This window comes from Streptomyces sp. NPDC091292 (assembly GCF_044757265.1).
Taxonomy (GTDB): Bacteria; Actinomycetota; Actinomycetes; order Streptomycetales; family Streptomycetaceae; genus Streptomyces.
The window spans coordinates 525,134-539,950 of the sequence record NZ_JBIVUQ010000003.1 but is presented as its reverse complement, the minus strand read 5'-3'; the positions used below and the strand labels follow the sequence as shown (position 1 = coordinate 539,950).

The 14,817-nt window shown below is 70.7% G+C and carries 13 protein-coding genes; 7 read left to right on the top strand and 6 right to left on the bottom strand.

The window, feature by feature from the left end:
• Positions 1-106: 106 nt before the first annotated feature.
• Positions 107-895 carry a rhomboid-like protein gene (locus ACIQNU_RS13770; protein WP_401365468.1) on the bottom strand — a complete coding sequence of 263 codons (789 nt, stop codon included), beginning with the start codon at positions 893-895 and terminating at the stop codon, positions 107-109.
• A gap of 133 nt (positions 896-1,028) precedes the next feature.
• Between ACIQNU_RS13770 and ACIQNU_RS13765 the strand changes: the two genes are divergently transcribed.
• The 5 genes from ACIQNU_RS13765 to ACIQNU_RS13745 all read left to right on the top strand — a co-directional run bounded on the left by ACIQNU_RS13765 (position 1,029) and on the right by ACIQNU_RS13745 (position 8,251).
• Entirely contained in the window at positions 1,029-1,733 is a 705-nt protein-coding gene (locus ACIQNU_RS13765) for a spermidine synthase (protein ID WP_401365467.1), read from the top strand.
• 113 nt (positions 1,734-1,846) lie between these two features.
• Complete coding sequence (locus tag ACIQNU_RS13760) at positions 1,847-2,578, top strand: response regulator transcription factor (RefSeq protein ID WP_401365466.1); 732 nt, start codon at positions 1,847-1,849, stop codon at positions 2,576-2,578.
• Complete coding sequence (locus ACIQNU_RS13755) at positions 2,575-3,771, top strand: sensor histidine kinase (protein ID WP_401365464.1); 1,197 nt, start codon at positions 2,575-2,577, stop codon at positions 3,769-3,771. The genes ACIQNU_RS13760 and ACIQNU_RS13755 overlap by 4 nt, the downstream gene beginning before the upstream one ends.
• Before the next feature lie 295 nt (positions 3,772-4,066).
• The gene (locus ACIQNU_RS13750) at positions 4,067-7,930 is read left to right on the top strand and encodes a multifunctional oxoglutarate decarboxylase/oxoglutarate dehydrogenase thiamine pyrophosphate-binding subunit/dihydrolipoyllysine-residue succinyltransferase subunit (RefSeq protein WP_401365462.1); all 3,864 of its coding nucleotides are present in this window, start codon (positions 4,067-4,069) and stop codon (positions 7,928-7,930) included.
• A 138-nt stretch (positions 7,931-8,068) separates the two neighbouring features.
• On the top strand, positions 8,069-8,251 hold the full coding sequence (locus tag ACIQNU_RS13745) for a DUF6104 family protein (RefSeq protein WP_362778931.1): 183 nt from the start codon (positions 8,069-8,071) through the stop codon (positions 8,249-8,251).
• A gap of 50 nt (positions 8,252-8,301) precedes the next feature.
• Here ACIQNU_RS13745 and ACIQNU_RS13740 read toward each other — a convergent pair whose 3' ends face one another.
• Positions 8,302-9,144, bottom strand: coding sequence for a hypothetical protein (locus ACIQNU_RS13740; protein WP_401365460.1), 843 nt, complete (start codon positions 9,142-9,144; stop codon positions 8,302-8,304).
• 247 nt (positions 9,145-9,391) lie between these two features.
• On the opposite strand from ACIQNU_RS13740, the gene ACIQNU_RS13735 reads away from it, so the two are divergent.
• Positions 9,392-10,279, top strand: coding sequence for a DUF4097 family beta strand repeat-containing protein (locus ACIQNU_RS13735; RefSeq protein WP_401365458.1), 888 nt, complete (start codon positions 9,392-9,394; stop codon positions 10,277-10,279).
• A gap of 1 nt (position 10,280) precedes the next feature.
• On the top strand, positions 10,281-11,357 hold the full coding sequence (locus ACIQNU_RS13730; protein WP_401365456.1) for a helix-turn-helix transcriptional regulator: 1,077 nt from the start codon (positions 10,281-10,283) through the stop codon (positions 11,355-11,357).
• A gap of 85 nt (positions 11,358-11,442) precedes the next feature.
• Here the strand turns inward: ACIQNU_RS13730 and ACIQNU_RS13725 are convergent, their stop codons facing one another.
• The 4 genes from ACIQNU_RS13725 to ACIQNU_RS13710 form a co-directional block, all read right to left on the bottom strand.
• Positions 11,443-12,036 carry a Clp protease N-terminal domain-containing protein gene (locus ACIQNU_RS13725; RefSeq protein WP_401365454.1) on the bottom strand — a complete coding sequence of 198 codons (594 nt, stop codon included), beginning with the start codon at positions 12,034-12,036 and terminating at the stop codon, positions 11,443-11,445.
• Positions 12,036-12,245 carry a sigma factor-like helix-turn-helix DNA-binding protein gene (locus ACIQNU_RS13720; protein WP_389894797.1) on the bottom strand — a complete coding sequence of 70 codons (210 nt, stop codon included), beginning with the start codon at positions 12,243-12,245 and terminating at the stop codon, positions 12,036-12,038. The genes ACIQNU_RS13725 and ACIQNU_RS13720 overlap by 1 nt, the downstream gene beginning before the upstream one ends.
• Positions 12,246-12,322: 77 nt before the next feature.
• A complete protein-coding gene (locus ACIQNU_RS13715) occupies positions 12,323-13,285 on the bottom strand; it encodes a zinc-binding dehydrogenase (RefSeq protein ID WP_401365452.1) in 963 nt (320 codons plus the stop codon).
• Between the two features lie 169 nt (positions 13,286-13,454).
• Positions 13,455-14,669: an NADP-dependent malic enzyme gene (locus tag ACIQNU_RS13710; protein ID WP_401365451.1), complete on the bottom strand. Its 1,215-nt coding sequence runs from the start codon at positions 14,667-14,669 to the stop codon at positions 13,455-13,457.
• Positions 14,670-14,817 lie beyond the last annotated feature (148 nt).

The window sequence follows — 14,817 nt, the reverse complement described above, 5'->3', positions numbered from 1 at the left end:
CCCACCCCCGGACAACCCGCAGATCCCCACCAGCCGCAAGCCTCACAAGGGGCGCGGGGAACGGCGCAAAGCCGGCGAGAGTTGGCTTCATCCACGACCGCCCCGATCAAGCCGCCCGCAGGGCACGTTCCTCCCGGTCCGCCGGGGTCCCACCCCTCAGCAGCGGCCACGTACAGATGCCCAATGCCAGGGCCAGCGGATGCCCCCAGTTGGAGATCGGGTCCGAGAGGGTCAGGAGGTCGGTCAGCAGGTACCAGCCGGTAGCCGCCAGTACCAGCCACCGCAGCCAGGGCCGGAGCAAGCCCGCGAGGGCGCCGACGCCCGCCGCGACGCCGAAACTTATGCCGTAGTCGAGGCGGTGCAGCGAGGTGTCGGGCAGATCTCCGAGGAGGACCGACGCTCCGACCGGCAACTCCGTCGCAAGCGTCGCGACCACGTGTCCCAGCAGGAAGACACCGGCCGTCCGCCACGCCCCCACCCGCCGTTCGAGCGCCGTGAGCACCACCAGGAAGCCGATCGTGTAAGGCGAGGTGATCCCCCCGGCGATCCACAGCGCGCTGGCCATCAGGACGAGTCCCGGCCGCGCCGCCAGATGGGCGACATCCGTACTGGAGCCGTGCAGCAGCGCCGACACCAGCGACGGTTCCGCGTACTGCGCGAAGAGGGAGGTCAGGGCCAGCACCAGCCCGTAGAAGAAGGTGAAAGGGGTGCCGGTGGGGGTCGGGAGGAGGCGGACGGCCGCGCGGGCCAGGACCAGGGCCGGGGCGGGCCTCGGCTCGGGCGCCCGGACCGCAACCGCGCCCGGCTGTCCCGGAATGCCGTCGAGCACCGGCACGGAACCCTCCGTCTCACCGTCGGGTCCGGTCGCCGTGTCCGCAGCAGAGGCCGTCGTCACCGTGGAGGACTCCTTCCGTTCCGGCCCACCCTTCGCCCCCGCACCACCCGGTGTCTATGACCGGCACCACGCTCGGGCCGATTCACAGAAACCTCATGGCGCACGTCCACACCGCTCCCCCAGGATGAACCCCATGCCCACCCCGTACGACATCGAAAAGAACAGTCGGGAGAGCGCCGGACCCGTGGTGCTCGACCGGCGCGACGGGCCCTACGGCGAGGTCGTGCTCCGGCGCCACGGCGACCTCCTCCAGATCATCGCCAACGGCTGTTTCCTCATGGACACGTCCGACGGCCGCTCCGAGCGGCTGCTCGTGGACGCCGCGCTGACCACCCTCGACGACCGGGCGGAGCCGTCGCTCCTGCTCGGCGGCCTGGGCGTCGGATTCTCGCTCGCACACGCCACCGCGAACCCCCGCTGGGGCCGCGTCACCGTCGTGGAGCGCGAGGCCGCCGTCATCGACTGGCACCGCGAGGGCCCCCTGTCCGCGCTCTCCGCCGACGCCCTCGCCGACCCCCGTACCGCCATCGCGCACACCGACCTCCTGACCCACCTCCGCGACCCGGCACACCGCTACGACGCGCTCTGTCTGGACATCGACAACGGCCCCGACTGGACGGTCACCGACGACAACGGCGGCCTGTACACCCCGGAAGGCATCGCGGCCTGCCGGGCAAGGCTCACCCCGGGCGGTGTCCTCGCGGTCTGGTCCGCGCAGCCCTCGTCTCTTTTCGAAAGAACATTGCGGAATGCCGGTTTCCAAGGGGTCCGTACCGAAGAGATCGCGGTTGCCCGGGGCGTACCGGACGTCGTGCATCTCGCGGTAAGACCTGGATAGCCTCCGCACGCTCCCTGCCCTTACGCTGCTGACCGGCGCGCGGATCACTCCCGTGCCGTGCGCAGCCATGGGATCACCCCACGGATTCCGGACAGCACAGTAGGGGCGGGGCGATGGAGCAGACACACACCAGTACGTCTACGGCGACGGCGGGCGCGCAACGGCGGGTCCTGGTGGTCGAGGACGACCCGACGATCGTGGACGCCATCGCGGCCCGGCTGCGCGCCGAGGGATTCCTGGTGCAAACGGCCGGAGACGGCCCCGCGGCCGTCGACACCGCCGAGGCGTGGCAGCCCGATCTGCTCATCCTCGACGTGATGCTGCCGGGCTTCGACGGCCTGGAGGTCTGCCGCCGCGTCCAGGCACAGCGCCCGGTCCCGGTCCTGATGCTGACGGCCCGCGACGACGAGACGGACATGCTGGTCGGCCTCGGTGTCGGCGCCGACGACTACATGACGAAGCCGTTCTCGATGCGGGAGCTGGCGGCCCGGGTGCACGTCCTGCTGCGCCGCGTGGAGCGCGCCGCGCTCGCCGCCACGACCCCGCGCAGCGGCATCCTCCGCCTCGGCGAGCTGGAGATCGACCACGCGCAGCGCCGGGTACGGGTGCGCAGCGAGGACGTACACCTGACGCCGACCGAGTTCGACCTCCTGGTGTGCCTGGCGAACACCCCGCGCGCGGTGCTCTCGCGTGAGCAGCTCCTCGCCGAGGTGTGGGACTGGGCGGACGCGTCCGGCACCCGGACCGTCGACAGCCACATCAAGGCCCTGCGCAGGAAGATCGGCGCCGAGCGGATCCGTACCGTCCACGGTGTCGGGTACGCGCTGGAGACACCGACGCCATGAGCGGGCAGGGCGCCGGGCCCGACGGCACCCGGAACACGACCGGCGCCTGGGGACCCCCCGGTGCGCGCGCCGGCACACCCCCGCCCGGCCGCCCGCACGGTCTGCGGCCGTTCTCCGTGAAGACGAAGCTCGGCACGCTCGTCGTGGTGTCCGTCTTCATCACCACGGGCCTGCTGATGATCGCGTTGCGCACCGAGACGGAGCTGCGGTTCATCACCGTGTTCTCGGTGATCGCGACCCTCCTGATCACGCAGTTCGTCGCGCACTCGCTGACGGCGCCGCTGGACGAGATGACCACGGTGGCGCGCTCCATCTCGCACGGCGACTACACGCGCCGGGTGCTCGGCGCCGACCGCCGCGACGAGCTGGGCGACCTGGCGATCACGATCAACCGCATGGCCGACGACCTGGAGGCGCAGGACCGGCAGCGCAAGGAACTGGTCGCGAACGTCTCGCACGAGCTGCGCACCCCCATCGCGGCGCTGCGGGCGGTCCTGGAGAACGTCGTGGACGGAGTCTCCGCCGCCGATCCGGAGACCATGCGGACCGCGCTGAAGCAGACGGAGCGCCTGGGCCGCCTGGTCGAGACCCTGCTCGACCTGTCCCGCCTCGACAACGGTGTGGTGCCCCTGAAGGCGCGCCGCTTCGAGGTGTGGCCGTATCTGTCGGGCGTCCTGAAGGAGGCCAACATGGTCGCCTCCGCGCGCGCGGGGATGGCGTCGGGCTCCGGCAGCCACACCCGTACGGACGTCCATCTGCATCTGGACGTGTCGCCGCCCGAGCTGACCGCGCACGCCGACCCGGAGCGCATCCACCAGGTCGTCGCGAACCTCATCGACAACGCCGTCAAGCACAGCCCTCCGCACGGCCGCGTCACCGTGAAGGCGCGCCGGGGCGCCCACCCGGAATCGCTGGACCTGGAGATCCTGGACGAGGGTCCCGGCATCCCGGAGTCGGAGTGGCACCGGGTCTTCGAGCGGTTCAACCGCGGCACCCATTCGAACACGGCACCGGGCGCCGCCCAGTATCCGCACGGCCCCGGCAGCGACGGCGGTACGGGACTCGGCCTCGCCATCGCGCGGTGGGCGGTCGACCTGCACGGCGGCCACATCGGCGTGGCCGAATCACCCAAGGGGTGCCGGATCCAGGTACTCCTGCCCGGCCTGGCGCGTCTGCCGCGCACACAAGGTTGACCGCGCACACGAGGTTGACCGCGTACACAAGGTTGACGCCGGGCCGACACCCGGTGGCCGTAGGGTGCCCGTGGACGGTCCGTGAACCCACGTCCGGCGGTGTCCTGGCACGCCCCGACGCGCCCGAGTGACACGGAACCCCGCTTGTTTCCCGCCAATTCCCGGCGCGAAACACGGGATCCGATGTGACTTACGCGACGGATGACCGGCCCGGTCTGCATCCGCAGGCCAGGTGGGCGTAGCCTTGATTCCCGCTGTCCATCACCTTGTGAAGCGGAAGAGGGCGGTTGCCGCCGTGTCGCCACAGTCCCCCAGTAATTCGAGCGTCTCCACCGACCGAGCGGGCCAGGGCCACGATCCTGCCGCCGCCTTCGGTCCCAACGAGTGGCTCGTCGACGAGATCTATCAGCAGTACCTCCAGGACCCGAATTCGGTAGACCGCGCCTGGTGGGACTTCTTCGCCGACTACAAGCCGGGCGGCGCGGTCGCCCCCGCCAAGCCGGGTGCCGCAGCCGCGGGGGCCGCGGACACCACGGGCACCACTACGGGCGCCTCGGCGAACGGCGGGGCCACCACGGCCCCCGCCGCCCCTCCGACCCCCCAGGCCCCACCGGCCGCACCGGCCGCACCGGCCCCGGCGAGCACCCCCGCACCCGCGGCCCCCGCCGCGCGCGCCACCGCACCCGCGGCCCCGGCCGCCCCCGCGGCGCCCGCACGCCCGGCCGCGCCCGCCAAGCCCGCCGCGAAGGCCGCCCCGGCCACCGCGCCGGCCGTCGCGACCGAGCCCGCCGCGGGCCCGGAGTACGTGACGCTGCGCGGCCCGTCCGCGGCCGTCGCGAAGAACATGAACGCCTCGCTCGAACTGCCCACGGCGACGTCCGTGCGCGCGGTCCCGGTGAAGCTGCTGTTCGACAACCGCATCGTCATCAACAACCACCTCAAGCGCGCCCGGGGCGGGAAGATCTCCTTCACGCACCTCATCGGGTACGCGATGGTGCAGGCCATCAAGGCCATGCCGTCGATGAACCACTCCTTCGCGGAGAGGGACGGCAAGCCGACCCTGGTCAAGCCGGAGCACATCAACTTCGGTCTCGCGATCGACCTGGTGAAGCCCAACGGTGACCGCCAGCTCGTCGTGGCGGGCATCAAGCAGGCCGAGACGCTGAACTTCTTCGAGTTCTGGCAGGCGTACGAGGACATCGTCCGCCGCGCCCGCGACAACAAGCTGACGATGGACGACTTCACGGGCGTCACCGTCTCGCTGACCAACCCCGGCGGCCTCGGCACCGTCCACTCGGTCCCGCGTCTGATGCCCGGTCAGTCGGTCATCATGGGCGTCGGCTCGATGGACTACCCGGCGGAGTTCCAGGGCACCTCGCAGGACACCCTGAACAAGCTCGGCATCTCCAAGGTCATGACGCTCACGTCGACGTACGACCACCGCGTCATCCAGGGCGCCGCGTCCGGCGAGTTCCTGCGCGTCGTGGCGAACCTCCTGCTCGGCCAGGACGGGTTCTACGACGAGATCTTCGAGGCGCTGCGCATCCCCTACGAGCCGGTCCGCTGGTTCAAGGACATCGACGCCTCGCACGACGACGACGTCACCAAGGCCGCCCGCGTCTTCGAGCTGATCCACTCCTACCGGGTGCGCGGCCATGTCATGGCCGACACGGACCCGCTGGAGTACCGCCAGCGCAAGCACCCCGACCTGGACATCACCGAGCACGGGCTCACCCTGTGGGACCTGGAGCGCGAGTTCGCCGTCGGCGGTTTCGCCGGCAAGGCGATGATGAAGCTGCGCGACATCCTCGGTGTGCTGCGCGACTCGTACTGCCGCACCACGGGCATCGAGTTCATGCACATCCAGGACCCGAAGCAGCGCAAGTGGATCCAGGACCGCGTGGAGCGTTCGCACGCGAAGCCGGAGCGCGAGGAGCAACTGCGCATCCTCCGCAGGCTGAATGCCGCTGAGGCGTTCGAAACGTTCCTCCAGACGAAGTACGTCGGCCAGAAGCGGTTCTCGCTGGAGGGCGGCGAGTCCGTCATCCCGCTGCTCGACGCGGTCATCGACTCGGCGGCCGAGTCCCGCCTCGACGAGGTCGTCATCGGCATGGCCCACCGAGGCCGGCTGAACGTCCTGGCCAACATCGTCGGCAAGTCGTACGCGCAGATCTTCCGCGAGTTCGAGGGCAACCTCGACCCGAAGTCGATGCACGGCTCCGGCGACGTCAAGTACCACCTGGGCGCCGAAGGCACCTTCACGGGCCTGGACGGCGAGCAGATCAAGGTCTCCCTGGCGGCGAACCCGTCGCACCTGGAGGCCGTCGACCCGATCCTCGAAGGCATCGCCCGCGCCAAGCAGGACATCATCAACAAGGGCGGCACCGATTTCACGGTCCTGCCGGTCGCCCTGCACGGTGACGCGGCCTTCGCGGGCCAGGGTGTCGTCGCCGAGACGCTGAACATGTCGCAGCTGCGCGGCTACCGCACCGGCGGCACGGTCCACATCGTCATCAACAATCAGGTCGGCTTCACGGCGGCGCCCGAGTCGTCGCGTTCGTCGATGTACGCGACCGATGTGGCCCGCATGATCGAGGCGCCGATCTTCCACGTCAACGGCGACGACCCCGAGGCCGTCGTACGCGTGGCACGCCTCGCGTTCGAGTTCCGTCAGGCGTTCAACAAGGACGTCGTGATCGACCTCATCTGCTACCGCCGCCGAGGGCACAACGAGTCGGACAACCCGGCGTTCACGCAGCCGCTGATGTACGACCTGATCGACAAGAAGCGCTCCGTGCGCAAGCTGTACACCGAGTCCCTGATCGGTCGCGGCGACATCACCCTGGAAGAGGCGGAGCAGGCGCTCCAGGACTACCAGGGCCAGTTGGAGAAGGTCTTCACGGAGGTCCGTGAGGCCACCTCGCAGCCGTCCGAGGTGCACAGCCCGGACCCGCAGGCCGAGTTCCCCGTCGCGGTGACCACGGCGGTCTCGCAGGAGGTCGTCAAGCGGATCGCCGAGTCCCAGGTGAACATCCCCGAGCGGGTCACCGTGCACCCGAGGCTGCTGCCGCAGCTCCAGCGGCGCGCGGCCATGGTCGAGGACAACACCATCGACTGGGGCATGGGCGAGACCCTCGCCATCGGCTCGCTGCTGATGGAGGGCACCCCGGTCCGGCTGTCCGGGCAGGACTCGCGCCGAGGCACCTTCGGCCAGCGGCACGCGGTCCTCATCGACCGCAAGACCGGCGAGGACTACACCCCGCTGCTGTACCTGTCCGACGACCAGGCCCGCTACAACGTCTACGACTCGCTGCTCTCGGAGTACGCGGCGATGGGCTTCGAGTACGGCTACTCGCTGGCCCGTCCCGAGTCGCTGGTGATGTGGGAGGCGCAGTTCGGCGACTTCGTCAACGGCGCGCAGACGGTCGTGGACGAGTTCATCTCGTCGGCCGAGCAGAAGTGGGGCCAGACGTCCGGCGTCACGCTGCTGCTCCCGCACGGCTACGAGGGCCAGGGCCCGGACCACTCGTCCGCCCGCCCGGAGCGGTTCCTCCAGCTCTGCGCGCAGAACAACATGACGGTCGCCATGCCGACCCTGCCGTCGAACTACTTCCACCTGCTGCGCTGGCAGGTCCACAACCCGCACCACAAGCCGCTGGTCGTCTTCACGCCGAAGTCGATGCTGCGTCTGAAGGCGGCGGCGTCGAGGGCCGAGGAGTTCACCACCGGCGGCTTCCGCCCCGTGATCGGCGACGACAGCGTGGACGCGGCGGCGGTCCGCAAGGTCGTCTTCTGCGCGGGCAAGGTCTACTACGACCTGGACGCCGAGCGGAAGAAGCGCGGCATCACGGACACGGCGATCATCCGCATCGAGCGCCTGTACCCGCTGCCGGGTGCGGAGCTGCAGACGGAGATCTCCAAGTACCCGAACGCCGAGAAGTACCTGTGGGCGCAGGAGGAGCCGGCGAACCAGGGTGCCTGGCCGTTCATCGCGCTCAACCTGATCGACCACCTGGACCTGGCGGTCGGCGCCGACATCCCGCACGGCGAGCGGCTGCGGCGCATCTCGCGCCCGCACGGCTCGTCCCCGGCGGTCGGCTCGGCCAAGCGCCACCAGGCGGAGCAGGAACAGCTTCTCAACGAGGTGTTCGAGGCGTAAGGCGTCCCCCGCGCGCGGGGGTCGTCGTCCTGCGTCGTCCTACGGAGGCCCGGTGCCCTCTCCTCTCGGGAGGGTGCCGGGCCTCCGGCGTTTCGGCCTACCCTGAGGGGAAGATCCGTCGCGTATCAGGAGCGAGAGTTGTACTTCACCGACCGTGGCATCGAGGAGCTGGAGAAGCGGCGCGGCCAGGAGGAGGTCACCTTCGAGTGGCTTGCCGAGCAGTTGCGCACCTTCGTCGACCTCAACCCGGACTTCGAGGTCCCGGTGGAACGGCTCGCCACCTGGCTGGCACGGCTGGACGACGAGGACGACGAGGAGTAGCGCGTACGACGGTCAGCGCGCGGGCGCGTGGGTGACGCGTAGGTGAGGTGTCAGCCGCGTCGCTCGCGGAACCTGTCGTAGGCGAGACCGAGCACCCCTTGGGCGACGAGGACGAGCCCTGCGACCGCCCAGCCGGGGCTGCGGCGGCGGGCGCCCCACACGGTGAGCGGCAGCCCCACGGCGAGCTGGGCGGCGGACAGGGCGCGGACCCGGGGGCCGCACAGCCAGGGGCCGAGCGTGGTACGGGCCACGGCGTCGAAGTCCGCGCGGACGCTGTCCCGCCGGCCGGACCGTTCGACCTGGCGTACGTGCGCGTGCGTGCGTGCGGCCTCGCGCATCCGCCCGGCCGGTTCGCCGGGCGCCAGTCCGGGCGGCAGGAGCAGGCCCGTACGGGCGAGGACGGCGAGCAGGGCCACCAGCCGGGCGCGCGCGTCGGCGTCCGGGTCGGGCCGGGTCAGCGCGTCCAGGGACTGCATGTCGAGTACGGGGTCCAGGCCGAGGCGGGCCGCGAAGGTCCGCATGGCCTCGTCCTCGCCGACAGGGGTGCCGTTCGCCAGCCATACGTAGCCGACGGTGCGGCGGAAGCCGGAGGCGAGCGTGTAGCCGCTGTGGCCGGTGTCCCACCACAGGGCGAGTACGGGCCAGGAGGCGCCGACGGCGAGCGCGGTGGCCCAGCCGGTGAGGACGCGGTCGACCGGTTCGCCGTCGTCCAGCCAGGGCCTGCCCTCGGGGACGAGCGCGGTCCACTCGGGGCCCGCCGGCGCGACCAGCATCCGCTCCCGCAGAAGATGCGCGGCGGGTGTGACCGTCGCGGGGGTCGCGCGGCACAGCAGCAGTGCGCCGGCGTTACGCGCCGATGCGCTGCGGGAGGTGGCGGTGGCGTCGGACGACATGGCCCCACGCTAGGACAAATCGGCACGATCGGCGCGCAGATCAGGTCCACGGCGGGCACCAGGGGGGCGTGGGTGGGGCGCGAGTGGGGCGCGGGTCCCGGATATGTCTTGACTTCCCGTATCCGCGATATATCGTGTATCTCAGGAGACGCGATATGCCGCGTCGCCCGGCCGACCCGATCCCGATCCCGTCCCGATCCGTCAGCCGTTTCGACACGCCATCCAGGCCGCACAGGGAGGTCGCACCATGTCCGAGTGGTCCGTCGCAGAGCCGAGGAAGCTCACCTTCGACGCCCCGGTGACGGCACTCCATGTGCGCATCGTCAACGGAACGGTGAACGTGGTGGGTACGGACGAGAGTTCCGCCCGGCTGGAGATCTCGCAGATCGAGGGCCCGCCCCTGATCGTGACCCAGGAGGACGGCAGTCTGACCGTGGCTTATGAGGACCTGCCCTGGAAGGGCTTCCTCAAGTGGCTGGACCGCAAGGGCTGGCGCCGCAGCGCGGTGGTCTCGCTGGCCGTTCCGGCGGACACACGCGTCGAGGTCGGCGTGGTGGGCGCGGGCGCCATGCTCTCGGGCATCGAGGGCCGCGCGGAGGTCAAGGGCGTCACCGGGGACACGACCCTGGTCGGCCTCTCGGGCCCGGTCCGCGCCGACACGGTCTCGGGCAACATCGAGGCACAGGCGGTCATGGGCGATCTGCGGTTCAACTCCGTGTCCGGGGATCTCACGGTCGTCGAGGGCTCGGGCTCGTCCGTGCGGGCCGACTCGGTGAGCGGATCGATGATCGTCGACCTGGACCCGACGATCGGCCCCACCGACATCAGCCTGACCAGCGTCTCCGGTGAGATCGCGATCCGGCTGCCGCACCCGGCGGACGCCGAGGTGGAGGCGAACACCGCGAGCGGCAGCGTCTCGAACGCCTTCGAGGACCTGCGGGTGAGCGGCCAGTGGGGCGCCAAGCGGATCACGGGCCGCCTCGGCTCGGGAAACGGCAAGCTGAAGGCCACCACGGTCTCCGGCTCGATCGCGCTCCTGCGCAGGCCGCAGACCGATCCGTACGACGCCCCGCCATCCGAGCCGCCCACGACCACGGACGCCCCGACCGGCCCGTCCGACAGGAAGGTGCTCTGACATGCCTCCCGTCTTCGCCCACGGCCGCCTCCGCCTCTACCTCCTGAAGCTCCTGGAGGAGGCCCCCCGCCATGGGTACGAGGTGATCCGTCTCCTGGAGGAGCGCTTCCAGGGGCTCTACGCACCCTCGGCCGGCACCGTCTACCCCCGGCTCGCGAAGCTGGAGGCGGAAGGTCTGGTCACCCACACCACCGAGGGCGGCCGGAAGGTCTATTCGATCACCGACGCGGGCCGCGCCGAACTGGCCGACCGCAGCGGTGAACTGGCCGATCTGGAGCTGGAGATCCGCGAGTCCGTGGCGGAGCTGGCCGCCGAGATCCGGGACGACGTGCGCGGAGCGGCCGGCGATCTTCGCCGCGACATGCGGGCGGCGGCCCAGGCGGCACGCACCCGGTCCGGAGCAGGCGCCGGCGCGGACACTCCGTACCCGGACGCCTCGGACTACGTCGACGGGAGCTGGACCGACAAGGAGTCGTGGCGCCAGGCCAAGGAGGAGCTGAAGCGCGCCAAGCAGGAGTGGAAGGAGCAGGCCCGGCGGGCGAAGGACGAGAGCCGCCGCGCCCGCGAGGAGGCCCAGCGGGCCCGCCGCCAGGCCAAGGAGGCCACGGAGAACGCCCGGGTCCAGGCCCAGGCCGAGATGCAGCGCATCGCCAAGCAGGTCCAGGACCAGGTGCAGGACCACTTCCAGCGCGGCGACTGGCCGACGGGCGTCCGGGAGGGCCTGTCCGAACTGGCCAAGGAGTTCGGCGACTTCGGCAAGTTCTTCGGCAAGGACACCCCCAAGGACACATCCGCATCCACGGACACGTCCAAGGGGAGCGAGCGGCCGGCTCCGGCGCCGGAGTTCACGGTCACCCGGGACGACTTCCCCGCGAGCTATGAGCCGTCATGGGCCCATGAGGACTCCACCGGCAACCCGTCGCGCGACCTGGACCGACTCCTGGACCGGTTCCGCGACGACATCAGGGACGCGGCGCGGGACGGCGGTGTCACGGAAGACCAGTTGCGGGAGACGCGGCGCCGTCTGTCGGAGGCGGCGGCCCATATCGGCGTGGTCCTCCGTATGCCGAGGCACTGAGCCTCGACCGGACAGCCCTCGACCGGACAGGCCTGGGTGGGTCTCGCGGGGGGAGACCCACCCAGGGCCTGTCGTCGAAGTGCGGTCAGCTCGCCGCCCGGCCCTCGCCCGGGGTGCCGTGCAGCACCCGGTCCACCGAGGCCACGGTCACGCCGTGATCGGCCAGGATCTCGGCGACCACTCCCCCGCGCGAGGCCAGCGCCAGCAGCAGATGCTCGTCGCCGATGGAGCGGTGGCGCCGGCCGATGGCCATCCGCAGCGATGCCGACAGGGTGTCCTTGGCCTCACGCGAGAAGGGCACCCCGCCACCCCACCGCCCGCGCCCCTTGGCGCCCCCGACCCCGGCTCCGGCTCCGACCCCGGCCATCGCCCCGACACCGTGCGCCTCCTCCACCCGGGACACGATCTCCGTGAGGTCGATACCGAGCCCGGCGAGGGCGTCGGAGTCGGCCCGCGACATCCCACCGCGCCGCCGGGCCTCCTCAAGCGCCCGCTCCACGGACTCACGGCGATCCGCGGCCCCCAGGGAAGCCAGGGCGAAGGACCCTCTGGTCCCTTCCTGATCGAACAGGGCGAGCAGTAGATGCCCCTCGTCCACCGCATCGGCGCCGAGCCGACCGGCATGCACCACCGCGCCCTTCACCACCGCGCGGGCCCCCTGTGTGAACCGTTCGAACATCACTGCCTCCCGTACTTCTTGTGCACGGCCTGCCTGCTCACGCCCAGTTCGGCGGCGATCTCCTGCCACGACCAGCCCTGCACGCGCGCACTGCGCACCTGCACGGCCTCAAGCTGCTCCAGCAGCCGCCGCAAAGCGGCGACGGCCCGCAGCCCGATCCGTGGATCACGATCACCCGCACGCTCGGCGAGATCCGTTGCCTCGGTCATGCATGTCAATGTACGTTGACACCTCCCTCATGTCAACCACGGTTGACATGAGGTGACATGAGGGAGGCGGAAGCAGGTCAGACGGTGAGCACGATCTTCCCGAACTGCCCCCCGGCCTCCATCCGTTCGAACCCTTCGCGGGCCCGGTCCAGCGGCAGCACCTTGTCGATCACGGGCCGCACACCGGTCGCGGCACAGAAGGAGAGCAGGTCCTCCAGTTCGTCCTTGGACCCCATGGTCGAGCCGACGATCTTCAGTTCGAGGAAGAAGACGCGGGTGAGTTCGGCGTGCGAGGGCCGGTCGCCGCTGGTCGCACCGGAGATCACGACGGTGCCGCCGGGCCGCAGCGACTTGATGGAGTGCGACCAGGTGGCCGCACCCACGGTCTCGATGACGGCGTCGACCCGCTGCGGCAGCCGCGCACCCGACTCGACGGCCTCCACGGCACCGAGTTCCAGGGCCCGCTTCCGCTTGGCCTCGTCACGACTGGTCGCGAAGACCCGCAGCCCCGCGGCCTTGCCGAGCACGATCGCCGCGGTGGCCACGCCCCCGCCGGCGCCCTGCACGAGGACGGAGTCGCCGGGCCGCACCCCGGCGTTGGTGAACAGCATGCGGTACGCCGTGAGCCAGGCGGTCGGCAGACAGGCGGCCTCCTCGAAGGACAGCTCGGGGGGCTTGGGCAGCACGTTCCAGGCGGGCACGGTGACCTGCTCGGCGAAGGTGCCCTGGTACTTCTCGGTGAGGATGGACCGGCCCTCGCGTGGACCGACGCCGTAGCCGGTCTGGCCGATGACGGAGTGGAGGACGACCTCGTTGCCGTCCTCGTCGACTCCGGCGGCGTCACAGCCGAGGATCATCGGCAGCTTGTCCTCACCGAGCCCGACCCCGCGCAGGGACCAGAGGTCGTGATGGTTGAGGGATGCGGCCTTGACGTTCACGGTCGTCCATCCGTCCCGCACCTGAGGAGAGGGCCGCTCCCCCAACTCAAGTGCGTTCAGCGGCTGGTCAGGGGAGATATGGGCAGCGTAGGCAGCGAACATGGCTTTGACGATAGGCGCTGGACGGAGATGGCGCCCCGGTGGCACCCCTGAAGGGGCGCGGGGAACTGCGCAATTGGTGACGGATACCCGGCAACGAACCGCGACGGGCGGGCGGGCGGGAAAACGGCGGGACCCCGCCTTGAAGGCGGGGCCCCGTGGGCAAGGCGCGTCAGCGCCGAGCAACACCTTCGGCCCGAGCAGCCGCAGCCACAGCCACAGTCACCGCCGGCGCAACCCGCTCATCAAAGGGCGACGGAATCACATAGTCGGCGGCCAACTGATCCCCCACGACATCCGCAAGCGCATTCGCCGCCGCGATCTTCATCCCCTCGGTGATCCGGGACGCCCGCACCTGAAGGGCACCGGCGAAGATCCCGGGGAACGCGAGGACGTTGTTGATCTGGTTCGGGAAGTCCGAACGCCCGGTCGCCACGACGGCCGCGTACTTGTGGGCGACGTCGGGGTGGACCTCCGGGTCCGGGTTGGCCATGGCGAACACGAAGGACCGGGGAGCCATCGAGGCGATGGCCGGCTCGGGCACCGTACCGCCGGAGACGCCGATGAAGACGTCCGCGCCGGCGAGGGCCGACTCCAGGGAGCCGCTGACCCCGGCCCGGTTGGTGATCTCGGCGAGTTCCCGCTTGACGGAGTTCAGGTCGTCGCGGTCACGGCTGACGATGCCCTTGCGGTCGGCGACCGCGACATCGCCGATACCGGCCTCAAGGAGGAACTTGGCGATGGCGACCCCGGCCGCCCCGGCCCCGGAGATCACGGCCCGCAGATCGCCCAGGGTCCGCCCGGTCAGCCGCGCCGCGTTCCGCAGCGCGGCGAGGGTGACCACGGCGGTGCCGTGCTGGTCGTCGTGGAAGACGGGGATGTCCAGGCGCTCCTGGAGCTTGCGCTCGATCTCGAAGCAGCGGGGCGCCGAGATGTCCTCCAGGTTGACCCCGCCGAAGGAGGGCGCGAGCCGGACGACCGTCTCGACGATCTCGTCGGTGTCGGTGGTCGCGAGCGCGATCGGCACCGCGTCGACGCCGCCGAACTGCTTGAAGAGGATCGCCTTGCCCTCCATCACGGGCAGCGACGCCTCGGGGCCGATGTCGCCGAGCCCGAGGACCGCGGTCCCGTCGGTCACGACGGCGACGACCTGCGACTTCCAGGTGTAGTCGTGCACGAGGTCGGGCTGTTCGGCGATGGCGCTGCACACCTTGGCGACACCGGGTGTGTAGGCGAGGGACAGGTCGTCCTTGTCACGGACGGGCACGGTGGCCTGGACGGCCATCTTGCCGCCCCGGTGCAGCGCGAACGCCGGGTCGAAGGAATCGAGAGGCTCGGCGTCCGTAGCACTGCTGTCGCCGCGAGGATTGACGATCTCCGCTGCCACTGGTTTACCCCTTAAATCTTAAAACGGTTGAGGGTGACCACTCCTGGTTGAGGGGTGGGCGGGCACCGCGCGGGTCCCTGGGGTCCGGTACATGGCGGATCCTCGCGCGACGGGCGCGCCGCACACGCGCCCTGAGCCCCGGATGAGG

What these genes read in the sequence shown, in the direction of transcription:
- ACIQNU_RS13765 (WP_401365467.1), top strand. Translation starts at nt 1,029, where the DNA reads ATGCCCACCCCGTACGACATCGAAAAGAACAGTCGGGAGAGCGCCGGA.
- ACIQNU_RS13760 (WP_401365466.1), top strand. Translation starts at nt 1,847, where the DNA reads ATGGAGCAGACACACACCAGTACGTCTACGGCGACGGCGGGCGCGCAA.
- ACIQNU_RS13755 (WP_401365464.1), top strand. Translation starts at nt 2,575, where the DNA reads ATGAGCGGGCAGGGCGCCGGGCCCGACGGCACCCGGAACACGACCGGC.
- ACIQNU_RS13740 (WP_401365460.1), bottom strand. Translation starts at nt 9,144, where the DNA reads ATGTCGTCCGACGCCACCGCCACCTCCCGCAGCGCATCGGCGCGTAAC.
- ACIQNU_RS13735 (WP_401365458.1), top strand. Translation starts at nt 9,392, where the DNA reads ATGTCCGAGTGGTCCGTCGCAGAGCCGAGGAAGCTCACCTTCGACGCC.
- ACIQNU_RS13730 (WP_401365456.1), top strand. Translation starts at nt 10,281, where the DNA reads ATGCCTCCCGTCTTCGCCCACGGCCGCCTCCGCCTCTACCTCCTGAAG.
- ACIQNU_RS13725 (WP_401365454.1), bottom strand. Translation starts at nt 12,036, where the DNA reads ATGTTCGAACGGTTCACACAGGGGGCCCGCGCGGTGGTGAAGGGCGCG.
- ACIQNU_RS13720 (WP_389894797.1), bottom strand. Translation starts at nt 12,245, where the DNA reads ATGACCGAGGCAACGGATCTCGCCGAGCGTGCGGGTGATCGTGATCCA.
- ACIQNU_RS13715 (WP_401365452.1), bottom strand. Translation starts at nt 13,285, where the DNA reads ATGTTCGCTGCCTACGCTGCCCATATCTCCCCTGACCAGCCGCTGAAC.